A 22,400-nucleotide genomic window follows, 5' to 3' on the forward strand; every position below is an offset into this window, starting at 1 on the left:
CAATGACTAAGAATAGAAAAAACTATCTGGATTACCTTAGGGTTTTTGCTGCTTTTGCAGTCATAATAATACATGTATCTTCTCAGAATCTTCATCTTACAGAAGTGGGGAGTATTAATTGGAACATATTTAAAGCTTATCTGATGGCATCAAACTGGGCTGTGCCGGTTTTCTGTATGATAAGTGGAAGCCTATTTTTGAGCAAAGATATAGATATAAAGACCATAGTAACTAAATATATTTTTAGGATTGCGCTTGCCTTTGTTGGATGGTCTCTTTTCTATGCACTTGTATTTGAGTTGAAGAATGGGTGGGACTCAGTTGCAGCATCATTTGTAAGGGGATATTCACATCTGTGGTTTTTATACATGATTGCTGGCTTATATCTTGTTACTCCGATTCTTAGACATGTAGCGAAAGATGTAAAGCTTTTGAGATATTTCATAGTATTAGGATTTATTACATCCATACTAATACCTGAAGTATTAGAAATAATTGGAGTTGTTTCATCAAAATCGGGAGGATATCTTTCCGGAGCTTATTCAAGTATTGATGCTAAGGTTGTTTCAGGATATGCAGTTTATTATATGCTGGGATATTATCTTGATATGATTGAGATAAAAAGAAAACAGATTGTGAAGCTATTTATGGCAGGAATCGCCTTATACATAGTTCCTGTAGTTATACTGATACTTTATGCTTCACATTTTAAAATGGAATTGGCTTTTTTGACTGGTAATTTTGCAGTGGGAGATTTCTTTAGGAGTGTAACTATATTCTTGCTGGCTAAGTATTATGTACATGAGAATAACAAGGAAACAAGAGTTGGGCGTATTTTACGTTTTGTTGGTTATCACACGTTTACACTTTATCTTGTGCACCAGTTTGTAATTACTATGTTGAATCGGTTATTAGGATTAAATACATTTACATTCGCTACAGTGCTATCAGTGCCGGCTATTGGAGTAATATCATTTTTGATATCGATAGCCATAGCAGTAGTATTAGATAATATCTGGAATAAAGTAATAGCTTTGATTATTAAAAAACAATACTGTTAATAATGAAATCAATTGATTGTGGAAGGAAATATAATTAATGAACAAGTTTAAGAGGTTTATGAAGGAAGAGGGGGTATACCTCGCTATTATAATAATCATGCTGCTTGCATTCTTCGTCCCTTTTTATGCAAAAGATCTACCGAAAGGAGCCGAGAATGGATTTCATTATGGAAGACTCCTGTCACTGGTCAGAACCCTGCAGCAGGGCATCTTCCCGGCTAAACTTCGCCCCATGTCCATGAGAGGTTTTGGCTATGGAGTAGGATTCTTCTATCCGGATTTCTTTCTGTATCCATCAGCTATTCTCGTTCTCCTTGGAATGGATATTATCTCTGCACTTAAGTTCTATGTTGTTGTAGCAGCCATAATAGGTGCAATAACCACATATAAAAGCTTAGATAAGCTCATAGGTGATAAGAGAATTGCCCTGATAGCGGACATCCTCTACTTCGGAACGTTTTTCCTGTGGGAAAACCTCTATGACGGTTTCGGAATAGGCGCCTTTGTTGCTCAGGCATTCCTGCCCATGACCATGTGTGGCCTCAGCAGAGCCCTCAAGGATGAGAAAGGCGGATATATTGAATACGCCATCGGCATAGTTGTGATCGTCTTAAGCCATCACCTTTCCTTCATCTCCTTGATGATAGCTCTGCTCATGATGGTTCTGATCAATATAAAGACGATCATCAAAAACCCCAGAATATTGGGCAAACTCTTCGGAGTGAGCATGCTGGGCCTGTTTTTTACAGCTCAGTACTGGCTCCCGGCTATCGAACTTGCCATCCACACCAAGTACACAGTTATCTATGACAACTATATAGACATCAACGATCACATCCTGAGCTTATCAGAGGTGATCCACAGCATAGCACCAGTGTATTTTGTGTTGTTCATCCTGGCAGCAGCTCTTTTCATCTACACCATGATCAGAACCCGCAAGGTATATATGGAAGGCCTGACATATCTCATCGTGACCGTACTACATATCGTTTGTATGCAATCACAGGCTTTTTGGAAAGGCCCCATTGGTCAGTTCTTCGCATTCTTCCAGTCAACAGACAGACTGACACTTGTGGTCATGCCCCTTATGATCATATTCTATGGAATTGCGATCAAGACCTTTAAAGATGAGATACTGAAAAAAGAGGATACACCCCTTATCAAGAGTCCTGTAGTCTTTGCACTTGTCAGCATCATCCTCATCATCGCCACCAGACTATACATCAAACCGGACTTTTATAACCCTGGCGCTTACACCAGAAACACCGGCCTGGATATTACCTACCTGGAAACGGCTGCAGACTACGGCATTTCCTGTGGTGAATGGCTCCCGGTAGAGTGTGAGCCCAGCGAATGTAAAGAGGTGGGCATCTCCCGCTGTGATGACGGAACAAGTGCAGAGGGCTTCAAGCACGATGACAACAAGTACTATGAAGCATGGGTTCTCCTCGACAAGAAGTACTATGACGTGCCCTATGTTTATTACTACGGGTATAGGGCTTATCTGATCGATGACAATGGTAATCCGGTAAAAGAGCTTTCGGTGGGCGAAGCTTATGATGACAACGGCTACACAAGAGTCTTCATGCCGGAAGACGGAGAAGGCGTGGGGCACCTGATGGTAACCTATCGTAGTACGCGTATTCAGAAACTCTCTTATATTATTACTTTAGTTACAACTCTGTTTATCATTTTCTTTGTAATTTACAAAAGAAAGAAGTGTTCATAAGTACATGAGTAATATATTAGAAAAGGTAACATCGGTGATATTTCATGTAATGCTGGCACTCATCATAGTATTACTGTTATTTGCTGATAGTATCCCTTATAACGAGTTTCATAAAAGGACTTTTGTGGCTCCTAATTATATCTTGCTACCATTAGGAGTTGCAGTTCTGTTTGGAATAAAATACCTGATAACAATAAAGTTCTATGACGTAATAAAGCCATGGATACTAATCGTAATAATGTTCACTTTGTCAGTAATAGTAGCTTTTGGCGCTATGTTTATAACTGGTTGGGATGCCGGAGTTGTTACAAATGATGCAATGCATCTTGCGTTGGGAGAAGATATATCTGTCGACTATTACTCCTTAAATCCTAATAATAGGCTGATACTGCTAATACTAACTGCTATCTTCAGGTTAGGCATTGGAATGGGGCTATCCACTAAAACAGCTCTTTATGGCTGTGCAGTATTATTCACGTGTATTGTGTTCTGGCTGACGGGGATATTGCTCTATGACTATCTGCAAATTCAGCATGGCAAAAGAGTTGCTGTTTTTGGACTGGTTCTCTATATCATATTTATCAGTGCATCCCCATGGATATTCATCGTTTACACAGACTCTTTAGGAATCTTATTTCCCATGCTTGTTATATGGCTTTTTTGTAGGCTTTCCGGCTCAACTTGGTGGAAAAGTCTTACCAAGTGGGCTCTCATAGTGTTAGTATCAGTCATCGGCTATTATATGAAAGCCCCAACATTTATAGTTCTGATTGCAGTCATATTGAGAATTGTAATAGTAACTATTTCAGACTTTGGGAAAAAGAAATTTATTAGTGGCGTAGCTAATATTATTGTTGTAGCAGTTTCTTGCATGCTTCTGCTTAAAGCGGGAGATACATTACTTGACAAAAGCTTTGAAAACATCACTGGAATTGAGCGTGATGATACTATAGCTCTATCTGCTTGGCATTATCTTATGATGGGGCACAATTATGAAAAGGATGGAACTGTAAATAATGATGATCTGACGTTATCAATGTATATTTCAGACCCTGATGAGAGAGTGTCGAGGAACAAGTCTGAATTTGAGAAAAGAGTAAAGAATTTGTGGCCGGATAAGCTTTTATTTCTATATGGAAGGAAGCTTACTATGAACTATAATGACGGCTCTTTTGGCTATGCGCTGACAGGTGCAGACTTCATATCAGATCCTTTGGAAGACGATTCCGCCATAAATACCTGGATCAGATACTTTTATCGCCCTTCCAATGGTGGATCGGACTGGCTGTTTAATATAGAGCAGACCATTTGGCTCGGCATTTTGTCAATGGCATTTTGCTCAGGTATAAGAAAACAGAAAAATCGAAGTACTGTGATAGTAGTATACATAGCCCTGATGGGAGCAACAGCATTTGTCACTCTCTTTGAAGCTCAGGCCAGATATTTGTTGATTTGGGCGCCCCTATATGTGTTGCTGGCTGCTACAGGACTTGAAAAGCAAAACTAGGATTTAGCATTCAATGTGCATTTGGGGCTGGTTTATAGTATAATCGTTGTAACACGTGATTAGGTGGAGCAACAATGAACAAACAAAAGATTCAAAGCAGATATATATATCGCTGGCTATGCATGGCCGCCTTGTGCTTAATAGCAACGGCCATGTTTTTCTTTGTGTGGTATAGATTTGTATCGGTTAACAATAATACCGGTTACCTTTTAGGGGCGGGTAACCTTCTCATGGCTACCGGTATATACCTGATCCTATATTATTTTATTGGTAAGAATCTTAAGGCCTTCACTATTGGTGTTGATAGAAAGGCTAACCTTCTGGCCTCCCAGACAATGACACTGTTCGCGACGGATTTTATTGAGCTATTCGTATCCTGCGCAATAACAGGACAGTTCAGATATTTTCCAAATTTCTTGTGGAGATACTTACTTTTGGCAATAGTACAGTCAGTAGTATTGTGTCTTCTCACTCTTCCCTTAGTCGACCTCTATAGGAAACTATTTAAGCCTCAGCAGATATTGGAAATCTATGGTGACAACACTCATGAGGCCATCAGTTTTATGGATGGAAGACCTGACAAATACCATATAGTTAAGTCGGTAAGTATTGCTGAGGGTGTAGACAATATTCTCCCAATGTTGGATGAATATGAGGCAGTACTTCTTAATGATGTGCCTTCAGAGCGCAAGAATGATATTCTAAAAGAATGCTTTCGAATTGGTAAAAGAGTTTATTTCACCCCAAAGATATCAGACATAATAGGCAAGAACTCAGAGAATATAAACCTATTTGATACTCCGCTTTATCTTTGTAGAAACAATGGATTAAGATTCCATCAGCTATTTGCAAAGAGAGCTTTTGATATTGTATTCTCGCTTATTGGTTTGATAATAACAAGCCCTATCTTGCTTGTCACAGCTCTTGCTATAAAGATTGAGGATGGTGGTCCGGTATTCTTCAGACAGGACAGGGTTACTATAGGTGGTAAAGTATTTAGCATCCTTAAGTTTAGATCTATGATAGTAGATGCCGAAAAAGACGGTAGACCACACCCTGCAGGAGAAGCTGATGACCGCATAACTAAAGTTGGTCATGTAATCCGTCCTACAAGAATTGATGAGCTTCCACAACTAATTAACATCATCAAAGGTGATATGTCCATAGTTGGCCCAAGACCTGAACGTGTAGAACATGTTGAAAAGTACACGAAAGATATCCCGGAATTCATATTCAGACTTAAAGTAAAAGGTGGACTTACCGGAGTTGCGCAGGTATTCGGAAAGTATAACACAAGTCCTCTTAGTAAGCTCAAGATGGATATTTATTACATAACCAATTATTCGTTGTTGCTTGATCTTCAGATACTCTTTGAAACAGTTAAGATATTGGTACAGAAGGAGAGCACAGAAGGTTTTTCGGAGGAGAAACAAAAGGAAATCAATGAAGGTTAGCATACTAACTGTAGCTTATAATGCATCTGCAACGATAGCAAAAACAATTGAATCAGTTCTAAATCAGACTTATGACAATATTGAATACCTGATTCTGGATGGGTCCAGCAAAGATAATACAGTTAGTATTTGTGAATCTTATCAGGATCGTTTCATTAATCGCGGGTACGAGTTCAAGATTATCAGCGAGAATGACAAAGGCATGTATGACGCCTTAAATAAAGGAGCTAAGTTAGCTACTGGAGAGATTGTAGGTCAGATTAATGCAGATGACTGGTATGAACCATTTGCTGTAGCAAAGATGGTTGAATTATACAATCGATGCAGTGGATATGACATGGCATACGCCGATCTCAGAATGGTTAATCCTGATGGTAGTACTTGGATAAAAAGAAGCAAAATTGACAAGTTTGTAAATACTAGGCATTGGAATCATCCAACACAGTTTACAAAGAGAGATCTTCTCTTAGAACATCCCTATCCAGTAAAGTGTATGAGCGATGATTTGGATTTATTTCTCTATATAAGAAGTGGTAAAAAGCATGTTGAGGTTTTGAATGAAACAATAGCGGATTTCACTGTGGAAGGTATGAGCCATAGTAAATCATGGCAGGATATAAAAGATAGAATCAAGACAAAAACAGAGATGTATCGAAAATATGGTTATTCTTATGCTCATGCAGTAGATGTAGTTGTAGTAGAGCTTGGTAAATACATCCTGGAATCATGTAGAAATAGGCAAAAGCAATGAAGAAAATAGCAATAGATTTAACTTGGGTCAGACATAATCAAGTTGGCGGAACTGAATCATATATTCGAAATATTCTTAAAGGTATTAATGTCCTAAATCCTTCAGACATAAAAATAGTACTGATCATGTCTGCAAGTAATGCTGACACATTTGACGCGTATAATGCTGATTGCTTTGAGAAACTTGTATACGAAGTTGATTCGTCGGTCCAATTAAAGAGGGTAATTTGGCAGAATATTAAGTTGGGAAGAATTCTAAAGCAGAATCATATTGATACACTATTTGAACCAATATACTCAATCCCGTTCTTTGGAACAAAAGGCATAAGAGTTATATCTACAATTCATGATTTGCAAGCATTGCATTATCCTGAATACTTTAGCTCGCTCAGAGTTTTATGGATGAGATTTAATTGGAATCATACGGTTCGGCATGCTGATAGGATAATTGCAATTTCTGATTATGTAAGAAACGATATAATACAGAGACTAAAAGCAAATCCTGATAAAGTTGTTGCTATACATAATGCTATTGATATAGATGTAAACAATTGCGCATCAAAGTCAGTACTTGATAAATATGGAGTAAAGGAGGGAGAGTACTATTATACAGTTAGTTCTCTATTACCACACAAAAATCTCAATACTTTACTACTTACATTAAATGAATTGAAAAAAAGAAATTCATCAGCGCTATTCCCATTGATAATATCGGGTGTTGGAGGAAAATCCAAAGCTGAAATACTTGATTTGGCGAAAAAGCTAAATTTGGAAGACTATGTTATTATCACGGGATTTGTTGAAGAAAATGAGAGGAATAGGCTGTATAAAAGCTGCAAAGTATTTTTGTTTCCAAGTGTGTTTGAGGGATTTGGAATGCCACCTATTGAGGCGATGGTATTAGGTGCTCCAGTATTGACTACTAAATGCACTAGTTTAGAAGAGGTGACTAAAGGTAAGGCAAATTATGTATCTAACCCAAAGGATCCTAAAGAGTGGGCAGATATGATTTCTTCCAATATAAGCAGTAGAAATTCTTCGGATTTTTTGGAGTTCTATTCGATAAAAAAAGTGGCAAAAGAGTATTTACAACTATTATGTACTGATTAGCATAAAAGGAGCATTTATAAGTGACTGAAGTAAAAATAATAGCAAATTATCTTCCTCAGTACCATGAAATAGAAGAAAACAACAAGTTTTGGGGAGAAGGATATACGGATTGGGAAGCAGTAAAAAAGGCAAAACCTATTATAAAAGGACAGAAGCAACCAAAAGTCCCATATGAAGACCATTATTACAAGTTAGATAATCCAGAGGAGATACGTTGGCAGGCAAATTTAGCCAGACAATATGGGGTATATGGCTTTGGAATATATCATTATTGGTTTTCTACTGGTAAATACCTATTAGAAAAGCCTGCCGAAATAATACTCGCTGACAAGAGTATAGACATACATTTTATGTTTTTATGGGATAACAGCACATGGAAAAGAACATGGAGCAATGTAAGAAATGCAAACGATTGGGCTCCGAATTTTGATGAAAGCAGTTTAGTCAAGAATAACGTAAAAAAAGATAATGGTATTCTGATGGAGCTGGTATACGGAGGAAAAGAGGACTGGAAGGCTCATTTTGAATACCTATTGCCTTTTTTTAGAGATGAAAGATATATAAAAATAGATGGAAAGCCCATGTTTGGTATCTTTCAGCCTCAAAATGATATAGATACAATAAAAAGCATGATTGAATATTGGGATGAATTGGCAAAAAGGAATGGATTCCCAGGAATGTATTCAATGGTAAGAGATGATAGGAGAGACTTTTCGGTAGATAAAAGATTTAAATACTCTCCATTTGTATATTGTAATTATAGCAATTACTTTAACTATAAGGTTAGGCAATTATACTCAGATTGGTCAGGGAAACCTAAGATATTTACATATGATGAGTGTTGGAATGTACTTATTAAGGAGGCGAAAAGATCAAAAAAAGATACTATTCTAAGTGGATTTGTAAAATATGATGATACCCCAAGACGAGGGAAGAAAGCCAAAATAGCAGTAGGTGCAACTCCTGAAAAATTTCAATATTATTTAGCAAGGCTTATTAAAATATCTAAAGAACAAGGGAAAGAATATGTTTTTTTGACGGCATGGAATGAATGGGGAGAGGGTGCTTATTTAGAACCGGATTCAGAAAGCAAATATGAGTATTTAGAGGCATTACGGAACGCGCAAAAGCTGGATTGAGTTTCGACGATATAATAGGGAGTGCTAATGATTTCAGACTATTCTGTATTAGGGGAAATAAAAAACATAATAAAAAGTGGGATAAGAAAACGGAAATGGCATAAAATGCATCCTGATAGCGATACAATTCCCATGACAGATTTTGATTTTTCTCATGTTGTTGTAGGAAAAGGTACATATGGAGAGATTAGGCTTATCAATTATGGCGACGATCATGATTTGATTCTCGGGAATTTTGTCTCAATTGCACAAAATGTTACATTTGTCCTCGATGCAGAACACTATTTAAATCATATATCTACATATCCTTTTAAGGTTAAAGTGTTAAGATCACAGAAGACAGAAGCATTTGGAAAAGGCGATATAGTTATAGAGGATGATGTATGGATAGGATATGGGGCTACAATAATGTCAGGAATCACAATTGGACAAGGGGCTATTGTTGGAGCGGGAGCATTAGTAAATAAAGATGTGCCAGCATATTCCGTTGTTGGTGGAGTTCCAGCAAAAGTAATCAAGTACCGATTCTCGCAGGAAGTAATCGATTTTCTCTTAACATTTGATTATAGTCAACTTTCAGAAGGGATGATTTGTGACCATATAGATGATTTATATAAATCAATTGATGATTTGAGTATTGAGGATGTAATGAGCCTATTCTCATGGTTTTCAAAAAAAGATATTATGTGTAATTGTATCATAGACAATAAAACAACATAATGATTGTGTTAAGCTGTTAACAGAGTAGGTTTGTATAACAAGGAAAACACATAATATAATTATGTAAACTTAAATATAATAATTTAAGGATATTCTTATGACTAATATAGATTTAATAGATTTTAGACCAGCAGGAATACGTGATGTCAGATGATATATAGTTTTAAAGGTCATTTCTTAATAAGATTCTTGATTCAATTTGATGAGAATCGTTTACATTCTAAGAACATCACAAACGCTCTTTTTTTGAATTGTAGTGGGGTGAAACATTATCGGAGTTGGATAATCTCTACTCCGTGAACCGGGGGTAACTCTTTTTGCGATATTACTAAATATATGTGACTGCGTTATTAATAAATTTTCATATGATATCAAGGTGATTCTGTGAAAATTTAATGTAAATACACGGGGTGCATGAGACTCATTAAGTAAGTGCACTTGAGGACTTAGCAATGGATAAAAATGCTGAATTTTACAAATACTACATGGAACTGATTGGTATTGCAAGGAAACATATAGATAATAGGAATTTTGAAATATCGCTTCAGGCAATTGCTTCAGCTGCAAATGTTGCATACAAGTATAATCAGTTTTATACAGATTTAAATCTAGAGAATCTGCTTATTCAAATAAGTGAAAACGTAGTGAAATTCTCCTTTAGCAACACGCAAAATAATGTAAGAGGACGTAAAAAAGTTTTGTTTTATGATGGGTTTGGATTAGATAGAAGAGGCATTTCCATTGTCATGAATAAAGCTATTTGTGAGAATGGTTACAAGCTCATATATGTATCGCCCTTATCATCAAAAGGCAAACAGCCTACTTTGTCTAATGTGCTTGAGCGATATGATGTAACATGGAAATACTATGAAAATAGGAATTCATATTTGAAGTCAATCAGTCAGTTGCAGGATATTTTTGAAAATGAAGCGCCTGATTTTGCATATATGTACACTACACCCTATGATGTTTCGGGAGTAGTAGTTTTTAACTCTTTGAGAAATAGATGTTTTAGATGCCAAATTGATCTTACAGATCATGCTTTCTGGCTGGGGATAAATGCATTTGACATATGTAATGGTGGGCGTCAATTATCGGCATGTATTCAACACTTATATAGAGGAATTCCATTAGATAAAATGACACGCCTTGATGCAAATCTCTTTGTTGACGATGTTCAATATCAAGGTTTGCCGTTTGACGACACTAGTAGATTTTTGTTTAGTGGAGGTTCTTTGTATAAGACCTTGGGAGATGAGGAACATGTCTATTATAGAATTATTGATTATATATTACTGAGACATGCTGATATTAAATACCTATATGCTGGGTATGGAGATGATTCTCAGGTTAAGAAACTCGAGAACAAATATCCAGGAAGGGTTTTTTTAATTGGAGAACGTCCGGATTTTTTTCAAATAATGAAGAGATGTACTATTTATATCAATACATATCCAATGTTTGGTGGATTAATGATGAGATACGCCGCGTTAGCTGGGAAAATACCAATTACTTTGAAACATAATAGTGATTCAGATGGTATTCTTATCAATCAAGAAAAAAGGCAGATTGAATATGATTCATTTGAGAATCTTGTTACAGATATTGACAAGCTTCTATCAGATGCAAATTATTTGAAGGAAAGAGAAAAATTGCTTGAGGGAGCAGTTGTCTCAGAAGATTGCTATATTCGTAATATTAAAATTATGATTGAGCAACATAAAACAGAGTTTACGTATGGGGTTATAGAAGATGTTGATGTAAATAAATTGAAAAGAGAGTTTTTAGAACGTTTCTCCTATGAGGACATAGCTAATGCGATAGTGACGAAGCGGAATAAATCTTTATGGAAATGTTTCCCTAAATTATTTTTTTATAGAATACTAATAAGTCTTATTAAGAGAGTGAGGAGTAAAAATGATACCGTTTAATGTTCCGCCTATGGTTGGCAATGAAATAGATTATGTCAAAAAAGCAATAGAGAATCATAAAATATGCGGAGATGGTCCATTTACAAAACTGTGCAGTAAATGGTTAGAAGAGCGATTTCATGCAAAGAAAGTGTTACTTACTACTAGTGGATCGACAGCTTTAGACATGGCAGCTATTTTATGTGACATAAATCCAGGAGATGAAGTTATTCTTCCGTCATTTACATTCTCTTCTACTGCAAATGCTTTTGTTTTAGCAGGAGCAAAGCTCGTGTTTGTAGATATCAGACCTGATACAATGAACATTGATGAAAATAAAATTGAAGCGGCCATCACAGAAAGGACTAAAGTCATAGTTCCGGTTCACTATGCTGGTGTTGCATGTGAAATGGAAACTATAATGGATATTGCAGAAAGACATAATTTAATGGTTGTAGAAGATGCTGCGCAAGGTGTTATGTCAACTTACAGAGGTAAGGCGCTTGGGACAATAGGCGATTTTGGTTGCTTTTCTTTTCATGAAACAAAAAATTATTCAATGGGTGAAGGCGGTGCAATTCTCATCAACAATGAGAAATATATTGAACGCGCAGAAATTCTGAGGGAAAAGGGAACTAACCGTTCCAAGTTCTTTAGAGGACAAGTTGATAAATATACATGGGTAGACTTCGGCGATAGTTATTTACCAAGTGAGATGAATGCAGCGTACCTGTATGCTCAATTAGAAAATGCTGACAGAATAAATAAAAATAGATTAGACTCTTGGAAACTGTATTGGGATGCGTTAGAATGCTTGGAAAAAGATGGTCACATTGAAAGACCATATGTACCAAGTGAATGTAAGCATAATGGCCATATGTTTTTTATAAAGTGTAAAAATCTTGACGAAAGAACCAGGTTGTTAAAAAAAATGAGAGAACTTGATATAGGATGCGTATTCCATTATGTTCCATTACATTCTGCGCCAGCAGGATTGAAGTATGGTATTTTTTTTGGTGAAGATGTTTTTACAACAAAAGAAAGCAATAGATTAGTCAGACTACCAATGTATTATGGAATTACTGCTACGGATGTTCAAACTACTATAGATTCTCTTGTAGAATTTTACTCATAATAAGGTGGCGGCATATGAATAGAAATTTAGCTATAATTGGCGCTAGTTATCTTCAATTACCTTTAATAAAAAAAGCAAAAGAGCTAGGATACACAACACATGTCTTTGCATGGGCTGCGGGTGATGTGGGCGAATATGAGGCTGATTTTTTTCATCCTATCAGCATTACGGAATGCAGTAAAATCACTGAAAAATGCAGGGAAATTGGCATATGTGGTATATGTAGTATAGCAACAGATCTTGGGAATATTGCTGTTAACCATGTTGCAAATGAGTTGGGGCTTCCAGGTAATTCTATTGCATGTACAATGAAAAGCACAAATAAATACTTGATGAGACAGGCGTTTGATCAAAATGGAGATCCTAGCCCGAAATGTATTCTTGTCGATGAGTATAGTAATCTTTCAGAATTATCATTGGTTTATCCGGTAATAGTTAAACCAACCGATCGCAGTGGTAGTCGTGGTATATTCAAACTTGCGTCTAGGGAAGGATTAGAGAAAGCAGTACAAGCGGCATTTAAAGAAAGTTTTGAAAAAAAAGCTTTGATAGAAGAATATGTTGAAGGACAAGAGTATAGTGTAGAGGGAATTTCATATCATGGGATACATCACATTTTAGCAGTGACATTAAAGTACACAACAGGGGCTCCACATTTTATTGAAACAGGACATATGGAACCAGCACCTATATCAAGAGAAGTATATGCTAGAGTTGTGAATGTTATTACGCATGCATTAGATACATTGGAAATAAAGAATAGTGCTTCTCATTCTGAGATTAAGATTGATGAATCTGGAACGATAAAGATAATTGAAATTGGATCGCGCATGGGTGGAGATTGCATAGGAAGTGATCTTGTAGAGTATTCAACAGGAGTAGATTATCTAAAAGCGGTAATTGATGTTGCTTGCGGGAATGAACCTGATCTATCTATACATGGTGATTTATGTGAACCAGAAGTTAGGTTTATTTTAAACAAAAGTGATCTTAATGAATTTATAAGAATTAAGACGGAGCAGCCTGACAGAATATTACGAATTGTTGATGATAAACATTTGGATTTGTTGGGGAAAACAACAGACAGCTCAAACCGAGCTGGTTGCTACATAATAAAGAGAAAATAAATATATTATGGAGAATACGTGGAGATGGATGGACTAGAAGGAAAGAGTTATTTGATAATAGGCGGAACATCCGGAATAGGTCTGCATGTAGCAAAATCTATTTCTACATATAAAGGAAATGTTGTTATTGTAGGAAGCAATGAGAAAAAGCTAAATAAATCATTGCAGCAGCTACCATCCAATTGTTGGGGGGTGCTTTGTGACCTTAGGAACCCAATGAATGTTAGAGAGATTTTTGAGGTTTGTAAAAAGAATGAGATGGTATTTGATGGTATAGTATATAGCGCTGGGGTTTCACCAATGATGTCTGTTGTTGAAAATGATTGTGGCATTATGATTGATACCTTTTCAGTCAATTGTTTATCCTTTGTTGAAACTGTAAAGTGCATGGAAGTATATGAATGTGTTACTAATAAGGCGAGTATTGTAGCTATATCATCGATTGCAGCATCACAGTCTGTTAATCGTCAAGCTCTTTATGCTGGTAGCAAAGCTGCTTTAGAAGAAATAGTTAGATGTATTGCAAAAGAACTGCTTTTAAAAGGTGTTCGTGTTAACGCTTTGGCTTTAGGTGCAGTAAGGACTGAACTATTTGAAGAATTAGAAAGCAATAATGCTGAATTGGCAAAGAGGTATCCGTTGGGGGCAATTCCATTTGAGCAGATTAGTCATATGATTATGTATTTATTATCTGATTTATCTGATCACATAACAGGCACAGTATTAAAAATGGATTCGGGACATGATGTTTGGCTTAGATAATTAGTACTTTAAGGAGAATATTCTTTTATGATGAATAGCATAAATAAGCAAAGAAAAGACATTGTTGAAGTTGCGTATAGGGCGAAACAAGGGCATTTATCCAGTAGCATGTCTGTATTAGAGATACTTAATGTTTTATATAAGAGGATAATAACGTTTGATTCAGCTGATCCTGATAGTATAAATAATGATAAGGTGATATTGAGTAAGGGACATGCGGCATTGGCTCAGTATGCTATTTTGCATGAGTTAGGAGTTATAACTAAAGAACAATTTTTTTCTTACTCTAAATTTGATAGTATGCTAGGAGAGCATCCAGATAGGAATAAAGTCCCGGGTATTTGTGTCTCAACAGGGTCTCTAGGACACGGATTACCTAATGGAGTAGGTATTGCTGCAGGATATAAAGCACAAAGCATGAAAAATAAGGTATATGTGATTATTGGTGATGGAGAGGCGAATGAGGGAACTGTTTGGGAAGCAGCAGCTGTTGCAGCGCAACTAGAGTTAGATAACTTGGTATGTGTTGCTGATGATAACAATTCGGCAAGTCATATGCCTGATTTAGGGGACAAATTTTCTGCATTTGGCTGGGATGTCATTAATTTAAAACAAGGGCATGATTTAGAACTTATTGAGAAAGCACTTTCTACTGAACACCATAGACCATTATTCGTATGGGCTCATACAATTAAAGGATATGGATGCAAGATTATGGAAAATGATCCTGAAGGGTGGCATCATCATGTGATTAGCGAAAGCGAATATAACCAGTTAATGGAGGAATTATCATGAATATGAGAGAAGCATTTATTAATGCTGCCAATGATTTGGTTGAAAAGGATACTAAAGTGTCCTTGATTCTAGGCGGAATAAGTGTTGCTAGCTTTTCTGATGCAATCAATAAGTATCCTAAGCGTGTATTCGACGCAGGTATTATGGAACAAACAGGAATCGGAATTGCAGCAGGAATGTCGATTTCGGGGATGATTCCAATATATCATACTATAGCACCATTTTTAGCAGAACGAGCCTATGAGCAATTGAAAATTGATTTTGGATATCAGAAACTTGGGGGGAATTTTGTATCAAACGGAGCGTCAATTGATTATTCGTCATTTGGTGCTACACATCAGTGTCCTGCAGAAATAAATGTAATTAAACAAATACCAAATATGCAGATTATTGTCCCTGGAACGGCTCATGAATTTGAAACCTTGTTTAGGGACAATTATAATAATGGATGTGCTACATATTATAGATTATGCAGAGATATGAATAGAAATGACCAGAATGTAGAGCTGGGACATGCAAATGTTATTTGTAAAGGCGATGATGCCACAATTATAGCCGTTGGACCAATGCTAGACATGGTGCTGGGAGCTATCGAAGGATTGAATGTTACAGTTCTATATTACACATCAATTGAACCTTTCGATAAAGAGACATTATTAATAAACAGTTCAAGCAGAAAAATAATGATTTGTGAGCCATATTATGAGGGAGGAATTCTATATGACGTAATCAAATTGTTTAATGGTCAACCAATATCTATACAGCAGTTTGGGTTGCCACATGAATTTTGCTCTCATTATGGTTCTACAATAGAGAATATGAATTATTGGAATTTGACTATAAAAGATCTGCGAAATAGATTAGAAGGGTTAATAAACAGATGAATAGAAAAAAATATACTGTATTGGTGACTGGAGTTGGAGCCATTATAGGTTATGGTGTTATTATGTCTTTAAGAAAGAGCAAATATGATTGTTCAATAATTGGGATGGATATTTTTGAAGATGCTGTTGGACAAGTTTGGTGTGATAAGTTTGAATGTGCAGTATTGGCAGCCGATGACAATTATATTCCATTTTTAAAGACGATGATAGATAGATATAATGTTGACTTGGTTTTTTTTGGAACGGAACAGGAAATTCAAAAGTGCAGTTCGTGTAGAGAAGAACTTGGTGATTATTATAATAAACTGGTTATTAATTCCATGGAAGCAATTCGGATAGCTGAAGATAAATGGGATACAGCAAGATTTCTTGAAGATAGTGGACTAAATTTTTATATAAGAGGTTCGGTTTCATGTGATTATGAAGAGGCAAAAGAAAGGTTTGGCTTACCTTTGTTATTGAAACCAAGGAGATCTTATGCATCTAAAGGAATATGTAAGACTTCTTCAAAAGATGAATTTGATTCGTGGAAGCTTGAACAGGGTGAACTTTTTATGGTTCAGGAATTAGTTGGAGATGATGATCATGAATATACGGCTTCAACCTTTGCATTTGGGGATGGAACTTGCATTAAGCCTATCGTTTTAAGGAGAAAGCTTAGCAAAGCAGGGGCAACTGATAAGGCAATTTTTGAAGAAATTCCACAAATCAATCAGGAAATATACTCAATTGTAGAAGTGCTCAAACCAATTGGGCCAACCAATTTTCAGTTTAGATTACACAAGGGTAATTATTTACTCTTAGAGATAAATCCTAGGATTTCTTCTGCTACATCCATACGTTCTTCGTTCGGATATAATGAAGCAGAAATGTGCATTGAGTACTTTGTTGAGGGACATAGACCTGTTGATAGGAGACTACGTGGTGGTAAGGCATATAGATATATTACTGAGGTTATAGTATATGATAATGGCGATAATATCTGATGTACATGGAAATTATCCTGCGTTAAAAAGCGTTTTAGATAAAATTGATGAAATGGGATGTGATAGGATTATTTCATTGGGGGATGTTGTTGGCTATTATTGCATGGTTAATGAGTGTGTTGATGAATTTAGGAAAAGAAATGTAATCAATATACTAGGAAATCATGAATCATATTTGTTGGGAATAAACAATTGCTATCGCTCTTTAACTGTGAGAAACTGCATCGAATATCAGAAAAAAATAATTACAGAGGAGAACTTGATTTATTTGAAGAAGTCACTAATGTCTTATGATAGTGATGTTATATCTGCAAGGCATGGTGGTTGGAGAGATCCATTAGAAGAGTATATAGACAAATTTGATTTTTCAATTCAACAAGATGATAGAATTTACTGTTCTGGGCATACGCATGTGCAAGTTATCCAGGCAAAATCGGGCAAAACATATTTTAATCCCGGAGCTGTTGGGCAACCGAGAGATGGAAATCCCAAAGCTGCTTTTGCAATTATAAGAGACCGTAAAGTTGAATTATATAGAGTAGAATATGCAATAGAAGATATTGTAATGCAAATGAGAAGGGTTGGATTTGAAGATAGAATATCAAATTGTCTGTTTGATGGAAGGAAAATTGAAACGTATAGAAAATGATATATTTGATAACGTACAGTATAGTTGTCAAAATTTGTTTTATGGTTTGATGTTTAACTCTTGATTCGTTTTGTCTTGAAATAATAAGATTATTGCTTTCAATATAAGTGCGATTAATAAAACTCTAGCGATAGAGCCCTGCTTGTTATCAGGCAAGGCTCAGAGTGCAAGTATAGATATTGTATAAATGAGCATCTTCAAATTTTGCATAAATTATACTACTTGGTAAATCGATTACCGAGTAATGGCACTCAGGTAGTACCTAGCATTGTTATGCTTAGTGCAGACAACATCTTGCTTCAAGTTAAGCTGTAATAAATAGAAAGAATAGAATATAGTGATTATAAACTGAAACACTAGATGGAAACTACATGCAACACTATAAAAAGAAATTAGTACATCATAGAGAAGATATGAATAGCAAAGAAGGTCCAAATTCGTATGCGGATAGGTACATATCTGTTAGCGAAGTAAACAAAACTAAAGTGGCTACAACCGTCAATTATGGAAACAAAAACTTGAAGCATAATTCGATGATTATGATGGCTACTCAGTTCATATCGATGGGACTATCGTTAATTACTGCACCGCTCATGTTGCAAGGGCTTGGAGAAGAGAAATATGGTATATGGACTTCTCTTCTTGGAATTGTTTCTTGGATATACTATTTTGACCTTGGACTTGGAGGTGGACTTCAGAACAAGTTATCAACGGCCTTAGCACAGAACAGAAATGAGGATGCAAACAAATACGTGGGAACATCTTATGCTTTTTTATCATTGATTTCAGGCATAGGATTTATTATCTGTGCGTTATTTTTTTATGTCATAAATGTACCTAAATTCTTCCATTATGACTCGATCGGTGAAGATGTGACATTGGTACTTATTGTGGCTTTATTTTTTGCATGTATAAATTTCGTAACGAAGCTAGTGGAGAACATTCTTTATGCTACACAAAATGCTGGACTTGTTGGTCTATTTGGGCTTGTTGCTCAACTGATGTGGATTGGAGTACTTATTATCTACGTGGAAACTGGAAATAGCTACTTGTTCTGGTTTGTGGTGGCTCAGGGTACAATAAATCTTATTAAGAATATTATGGCGTCTTTTTATGTATGGGCACGATTTCCACAGTTTAGAGGCGCATTTAAAAGTGTCCAAAAAAGCTATGCAAAAGATATTATGAGCTTTGGTATCTTACTTTTTATTAATAATGTTGGCTCATTAGTTTTAAATACAACAGATAACTTAGTTATTTCCAGATACTTTGGCGCAGTAGATGTGACTCCCTATAGTTTTTGCCAAAAGTTTTTTGGGATTATTCAAGCTGTATTTGCTGCGGCTGTTTCTCCATACTTTGCTGCATACACAGCTGCTTATGCGCAGAACAATGCGGATTGGTTAATAAGAACACTAAAAAAATTATGGAGGGTATGGGGATTGTTCGCTATTTTTTCAATACTAGGAATCTTTATTTTTAGACCTTTCGCAGCATTTTGGTTACGAAAGGAGTTGAATTATCAGGTGGGATTGATTCCGCTATTTGCGGGATATTATATATTGTTGATGTTTGGGTATACTGTGTCAAGCTTTGTTAATGCCACATACCAGACAAAAAAGATAATTATGTCAACGGTGATTGGCACAATTATTAATATACCATTTTCAATATGGCTTGCTGTAAATGCTGGTTTTGGTGTAGATGGAGTAGTACTAGGATCAATTGCAAGCATGGTTATCACAATAGGTGGAGCTGCATATGTTGTTTTTAAATCACTGAAGAAGATAAAACTTGCTACAGTTAACGGCAGAGAAATAGGTCAGTTGTAATGGTTAAGGAGACATAAGAATGGATTTGCATCAGATTTATTCGCGAAGAAATATATCGGGACAGAATTATGCACAGCCTATTATTTATGAGTGGGAAGATGTGATTGCTAGTGAGATGAACATACCAATCACTCAATATCCCACAATATATCGAGTGATAAATAAATTAGGTATACACAATACTTTATGTGGACCGATGAAGCATACTTTTCGTTTTGTTGTTAATGGAAGAGATTATGATGAACCAATGAATAACAAATATGTTATTCCATGTATTATTGATTTTTTTGAAAGAGATAATCAACTTCAAGAGTTTTATAACAAGCATTCTAAGAACAAGATCGTTTTGCTCTCAAGCCCTTTTGATTACGAATATTTGAAAGAGAATAACTGCCCATTAAATATTGGGCTGTTTGCTTACTCTTTATCAGATAAGTACGCTATATCTAAGAAAAAGCCAGAGAAGAAGTACGATATAGTACTTACAGGAAGGCAAGACCCTCTGCTATATTCATTTTTTTTGGAATATATAAAGCGTCATCCAGATGTGACATATGTTAAGCGTGGTCAAGAACTTGATAATGACGTATCAAAAACAAAGAATTATTACTTAAATGGTATAGAATGTATTGGCTCTATTGACACACGAGAAGATTTCATGAAATTGCAGTCTCAGGGTCGAGTTACATTATATGGTGTACAAGGGTATCTCGGAGGCTATACAAAAGGATTTTATCATATGACACCACATTTTCTTGAGATTATTGCTTGCGGTTGCCATGTTATTGCTCGCTATCCTAAAGGTAAAGAAGGCGTAGATGCTCAATATTATGAATTTGATAAATTTTCACCTTCGATAGAATCATATGAAGAGTTTGAATGTACAATTGATAAAGCACTGAATAACGATGTGGATAGTGATATGTATTCTTCATATCTCCAGAAGCACTATACATCAGTACGTGTTGAGACGCTTAAAGAATTACTTAATGGTTTAGATTGGAGTTAGGGTTGATATGAACAAGTATGCTATTATTGGGGCTGGTATATCAGGTATGTCAACGGCGCATTTCTTATTGGATAAAGGTAATGAAGTTATTATTTATGAACGTGATGCTAAACCGGGGGGGCTGATTAAATGCCGCAGGATAAATGGAAGCCTTTTCCATATGTGTGGAGGACATGTGTTTAATTCGAAACGACAAGATGTACTTGATTGGTTCTGGTCACATTTTGCGCGTGATGAAGAGTTTAAAAAAGCCGATCGCAAATCTTGCGTGTTTTTGGACAAGAATAGTTCATCGTTGGAGTATGAATGTATTCCATATCCAATAGAAAATCATGTATATCTTTTGGATATGGAATTACAAAATGCATTTTATAACGATCTTGAGGAGATTGACAGTGTTAAAGGATCAAATGCTGAGTTGACTGACTATAGTAATTTTGGAGATTTTTTGCGCTGGAGATTTGGCAAGACACTATATAATCTTTATTTCAAACCATATAATGAGAAAGTATGGAGATGTGATTTGAATACTATACCTATGTCTTGGATGGAAGGGAAGCTTCCAATGCCGACAACAAGTGAGATGCGTGATAATAATGCTTATAAAGTGGAGGAAAAAGCATTTGTACACTCTACATTCTGGTATGAGAAGAATGAAGGATCACAATATATTGCGGACAAACTCGCAGAGAACTTGAATGTTAAGTATGATACCGATATTAGCAATATTCAATATGAGGATGGACAATGGATTATTTGCGGAGAAGCCTATGATAGGGTGGTGTTTTGCGGAAACATTAAAGACATGATAAGCATAATAAATGGTGTAGATGTTGAGGCATTCAAAGAACCCGTCAAGAAATTGGAATATCACGGGACGACAACTGTATTTTGTGAAATAGATAAAAATCCTTATTCTTGGATTTATCAGCCTTCACGGCAACATAAAAGTCATCGTATTATTTGCACGGGTAATTTTTCGGGAACTAATAATGATTCAAAAGTGAAAAAGAATCGAATAACGGCCACTATCGAATTTACTGATGAGATTTGCAAGGAAGACATATTGGATAATCTAAAACGTATTCCGCTAAATCCTACGTATATTGATCATGTGTTTAGCAAGTATACTTATCCAATTCAGGATGCAAATACCCGAGGTATGATTAATGAATTGAAAGGTTTTCTTGCAAATTATAATTTTTATTTTACAGGAAGATTTGCGGACTGGGAATACTATAATATGGATGTTGCAATAGGTGCGGCAATGGATTTAGTAAAGTGCCTTTGATAATCAAGGTTAGCATTAGAGGTTGACAATTATAATGGATTTTGATTGAAAAGGTGATGGAGATTACTTTGTGTCTTTTATCCATACTGTTATTTGGAAAGGCCAACAACAAGTATGGATTAATGAAAGTTGAATATGATGGCAGATGGGAATAAGGAATATATTGGAAATTTTGATGTCATAAAAATAGTTGCAGCGACAAGTATTGTCTTTCATCATTATCAACAAATTTCTGACGTTAAATTCGGAGGGGTTGAGTTCTATGGTGGTCGCTTTACATTTGGCTATTTGGTGGAATTGTTCTTTATTATTTCAGGGTTCTTAACAGAGTTCACATTCGAAGGCGGTAAGAAGTTCAATAAATGGCTGTTCATAATGTAATTATAGCAAAATGGCAGTATTGATGCGAGCTTGGTGGATTTATGGAATGGTGAAATTGCCTATTAATAAGTATTAGTCAGAGGCCGTATAAGAAGGCCTTTATGAAACACAGAAATAAAAAGAAAAGTGCCGTGTAGAGCCTGTCATGACCTAAAAAGTAGCATAATGG

Annotated in this window: 20 protein-coding genes; all 20 read left to right on the forward strand. The window is 35.9% G+C overall.

Annotated elements, in window-relative coordinates; genetic code table 11:
* Positions 1 to 2: 2 nt before the first annotated feature.
* Positions 3 to 1,061 (forward strand): acyltransferase, encoded by a 1,059-nt coding sequence (locus tag G633_RS0113235; RefSeq protein ID WP_026520187.1) that lies wholly within the window; start codon positions 3 to 5, stop codon positions 1,059 to 1,061.
* A gap of 37 nt (positions 1,062 to 1,098) precedes the next feature.
* Positions 1,099 to 2,790 (forward strand): hypothetical protein, encoded by a 1,692-nt coding sequence (locus tag G633_RS0113240; RefSeq protein ID WP_026520188.1) that lies wholly within the window; start codon positions 1,099 to 1,101, stop codon positions 2,788 to 2,790.
* Between the two features lie 4 nt (positions 2,791 to 2,794).
* Positions 2,795 to 4,297: a hypothetical protein gene (locus G633_RS0113245; protein ID WP_026520189.1), complete on the forward strand. Its 1,503-nt coding sequence runs from the start codon at positions 2,795 to 2,797 to the stop codon at positions 4,295 to 4,297.
* Between the two features lie 164 nt (positions 4,298 to 4,461).
* On the forward strand, positions 4,462 to 5,751 hold the full coding sequence (locus G633_RS0113250; protein WP_207638114.1) for a sugar transferase: 1,290 nt from the start codon (positions 4,462 to 4,464) through the stop codon (positions 5,749 to 5,751).
* Positions 5,741 to 6,502, forward strand: coding sequence for a glycosyltransferase (locus tag G633_RS18515; protein ID WP_051200217.1), 762 nt, complete (start codon positions 5,741 to 5,743; stop codon positions 6,500 to 6,502). The genes G633_RS0113250 and G633_RS18515 overlap by 11 nt, the downstream gene beginning before the upstream one ends.
* The gene (locus tag G633_RS0113260) at positions 6,499 to 7,611 is read left to right on the forward strand and encodes a glycosyltransferase family 4 protein (RefSeq protein WP_026520191.1); all 1,113 of its coding nucleotides are present in this window, start codon (positions 6,499 to 6,501) and stop codon (positions 7,609 to 7,611) included. The genes G633_RS18515 and G633_RS0113260 overlap by 4 nt, the downstream gene beginning before the upstream one ends.
* Positions 7,612 to 7,631: 20 nt before the next feature.
* Positions 7,632 to 8,750, forward strand: a complete 1,119-nt coding sequence (locus tag G633_RS0113265; protein WP_026520192.1) for a glycoside hydrolase family 99-like domain-containing protein — start codon at positions 7,632 to 7,634, stop codon at positions 8,748 to 8,750.
* Between the two features lie 27 nt (positions 8,751 to 8,777).
* Positions 8,778 to 9,470, forward strand: a complete 693-nt coding sequence (locus G633_RS18520) for a CatB-related O-acetyltransferase (protein WP_051200218.1) — start codon at positions 8,778 to 8,780, stop codon at positions 9,468 to 9,470.
* Between the two features lie 452 nt (positions 9,471 to 9,922).
* Positions 9,923 to 11,401 carry a hypothetical protein gene (locus tag G633_RS0113275; RefSeq protein WP_026520193.1) on the forward strand — a complete coding sequence of 493 codons (1,479 nt, stop codon included), beginning with the start codon at positions 9,923 to 9,925 and terminating at the stop codon, positions 11,399 to 11,401.
* Positions 11,388 to 12,515: a dTDP-4-amino-4,6-dideoxygalactose transaminase gene (rffA, locus tag G633_RS0113280; RefSeq protein WP_026520194.1), complete on the forward strand. Its 1,128-nt coding sequence runs from the start codon at positions 11,388 to 11,390 to the stop codon at positions 12,513 to 12,515. The genes G633_RS0113275 and rffA overlap by 14 nt, the downstream gene beginning before the upstream one ends.
* 14 nt (positions 12,516 to 12,529) lie before the next feature.
* On the forward strand, positions 12,530 to 13,642 hold the full coding sequence (locus G633_RS0113285; protein ID WP_026520195.1) for an ATP-grasp domain-containing protein: 1,113 nt from the start codon (positions 12,530 to 12,532) through the stop codon (positions 13,640 to 13,642).
* 24 nt (positions 13,643 to 13,666) lie between these two features.
* Positions 13,667 to 14,404: an SDR family NAD(P)-dependent oxidoreductase gene (locus tag G633_RS19455; RefSeq protein ID WP_051200220.1), complete on the forward strand. Its 738-nt coding sequence runs from the start codon at positions 13,667 to 13,669 to the stop codon at positions 14,402 to 14,404.
* Between the two features lie 27 nt (positions 14,405 to 14,431).
* Positions 14,432 to 15,199 carry a transketolase gene (locus G633_RS0113295; RefSeq protein WP_035771409.1) on the forward strand — a complete coding sequence of 256 codons (768 nt, stop codon included), beginning with the start codon at positions 14,432 to 14,434 and terminating at the stop codon, positions 15,197 to 15,199.
* Positions 15,196 to 16,083, forward strand: coding sequence for a transketolase family protein (locus G633_RS0113300; protein ID WP_026520197.1), 888 nt, complete (start codon positions 15,196 to 15,198; stop codon positions 16,081 to 16,083). The genes G633_RS0113295 and G633_RS0113300 overlap by 4 nt, the downstream gene beginning before the upstream one ends.
* On the forward strand, positions 16,080 to 17,069 hold the full coding sequence (locus G633_RS0113305; RefSeq protein WP_026520198.1) for an ATP-grasp domain-containing protein: 990 nt from the start codon (positions 16,080 to 16,082) through the stop codon (positions 17,067 to 17,069). Before G633_RS0113300 ends, G633_RS0113305 begins: the two co-directional genes overlap by 4 nt.
* Positions 17,047 to 17,718 carry a metallophosphoesterase family protein gene (locus G633_RS0113310; protein WP_026520199.1) on the forward strand — a complete coding sequence of 224 codons (672 nt, stop codon included), beginning with the start codon at positions 17,047 to 17,049 and terminating at the stop codon, positions 17,716 to 17,718. Before G633_RS0113305 ends, G633_RS0113310 begins: the two co-directional genes overlap by 23 nt.
* 413 nt (positions 17,719 to 18,131) lie before the next feature.
* On the forward strand, positions 18,132 to 19,550 hold the full coding sequence (locus G633_RS0113315; RefSeq protein WP_196804264.1) for a lipopolysaccharide biosynthesis protein: 1,419 nt from the start codon (positions 18,132 to 18,134) through the stop codon (positions 19,548 to 19,550).
* Positions 19,551 to 19,569: 19 nt separating this feature from the next.
* On the forward strand, positions 19,570 to 20,559 hold the full coding sequence (locus G633_RS0113320) for a hypothetical protein (RefSeq protein WP_026520201.1): 990 nt from the start codon (positions 19,570 to 19,572) through the stop codon (positions 20,557 to 20,559).
* A 7-nt stretch (positions 20,560 to 20,566) separates the two neighbouring features.
* Complete coding sequence (locus G633_RS0113325; protein ID WP_026520202.1) at positions 20,567 to 21,850, forward strand: protoporphyrinogen/coproporphyrinogen oxidase; 1,284 nt, start codon at positions 20,567 to 20,569, stop codon at positions 21,848 to 21,850.
* Between the two features lie 135 nt (positions 21,851 to 21,985).
* Complete coding sequence (locus G633_RS0113330) at positions 21,986 to 22,231, forward strand: acyltransferase family protein (protein WP_026520203.1); 246 nt, start codon at positions 21,986 to 21,988, stop codon at positions 22,229 to 22,231.
* Positions 22,232 to 22,400: the final 169 nt, after the last annotated feature.

The sequence above is a fragment of the Butyrivibrio sp. FCS006 genome (assembly GCF_000424525.1).
Classification (GTDB): domain Bacteria; phylum Bacillota; class Clostridia; order Lachnospirales; family Lachnospiraceae; genus Butyrivibrio.

What these genes read in the sequence shown, in the direction of transcription:
- G633_RS0113235 (WP_026520187.1), top strand. Translation starts at nt 3, where the DNA reads ATGACTAAGAATAGAAAAAACTATCTGGATTACCTTAGGGTTTTTGCT.
- G633_RS0113240 (WP_026520188.1), top strand. Translation starts at nt 1,099, where the DNA reads ATGAACAAGTTTAAGAGGTTTATGAAGGAAGAGGGGGTATACCTCGCT.
- G633_RS0113245 (WP_026520189.1), top strand. Translation starts at nt 2,795, where the DNA reads ATGAGTAATATATTAGAAAAGGTAACATCGGTGATATTTCATGTAATG.
- G633_RS18515 (WP_051200217.1), top strand. Translation starts at nt 5,741, where the DNA reads ATGAAGGTTAGCATACTAACTGTAGCTTATAATGCATCTGCAACGATA.
- G633_RS0113260 (WP_026520191.1), top strand. Translation starts at nt 6,499, where the DNA reads ATGAAGAAAATAGCAATAGATTTAACTTGGGTCAGACATAATCAAGTT.
- G633_RS18520 (WP_051200218.1), top strand. Translation starts at nt 8,778, where the DNA reads ATGATTTCAGACTATTCTGTATTAGGGGAAATAAAAAACATAATAAAA.
- G633_RS0113275 (WP_026520193.1), top strand. Translation starts at nt 9,923, where the DNA reads ATGGATAAAAATGCTGAATTTTACAAATACTACATGGAACTGATTGGT.
- rffA (WP_026520194.1), top strand. Translation starts at nt 11,388, where the DNA reads ATGATACCGTTTAATGTTCCGCCTATGGTTGGCAATGAAATAGATTAT.
- G633_RS0113285 (WP_026520195.1), top strand. Translation starts at nt 12,530, where the DNA reads ATGAATAGAAATTTAGCTATAATTGGCGCTAGTTATCTTCAATTACCT.
- G633_RS19455 (WP_051200220.1), top strand. Translation starts at nt 13,667, where the DNA reads ATGGATGGACTAGAAGGAAAGAGTTATTTGATAATAGGCGGAACATCC.
- G633_RS0113295 (WP_035771409.1), top strand. Translation starts at nt 14,432, where the DNA reads ATGATGAATAGCATAAATAAGCAAAGAAAAGACATTGTTGAAGTTGCG.
- G633_RS0113300 (WP_026520197.1), top strand. Translation starts at nt 15,196, where the DNA reads ATGAATATGAGAGAAGCATTTATTAATGCTGCCAATGATTTGGTTGAA.
- G633_RS0113305 (WP_026520198.1), top strand. Translation starts at nt 16,080, where the DNA reads ATGAATAGAAAAAAATATACTGTATTGGTGACTGGAGTTGGAGCCATT.
- G633_RS0113310 (WP_026520199.1), top strand. Translation starts at nt 17,047, where the DNA reads ATGATAATGGCGATAATATCTGATGTACATGGAAATTATCCTGCGTTA.
- G633_RS0113315 (WP_196804264.1), top strand. Translation starts at nt 18,132, where the DNA reads ATGAATAGCAAAGAAGGTCCAAATTCGTATGCGGATAGGTACATATCT.
- G633_RS0113320 (WP_026520201.1), top strand. Translation starts at nt 19,570, where the DNA reads ATGGATTTGCATCAGATTTATTCGCGAAGAAATATATCGGGACAGAAT.
- G633_RS0113325 (WP_026520202.1), top strand. Translation starts at nt 20,567, where the DNA reads ATGAACAAGTATGCTATTATTGGGGCTGGTATATCAGGTATGTCAACG.
- G633_RS0113330 (WP_026520203.1), top strand. Translation starts at nt 21,986, where the DNA reads ATGATGGCAGATGGGAATAAGGAATATATTGGAAATTTTGATGTCATA.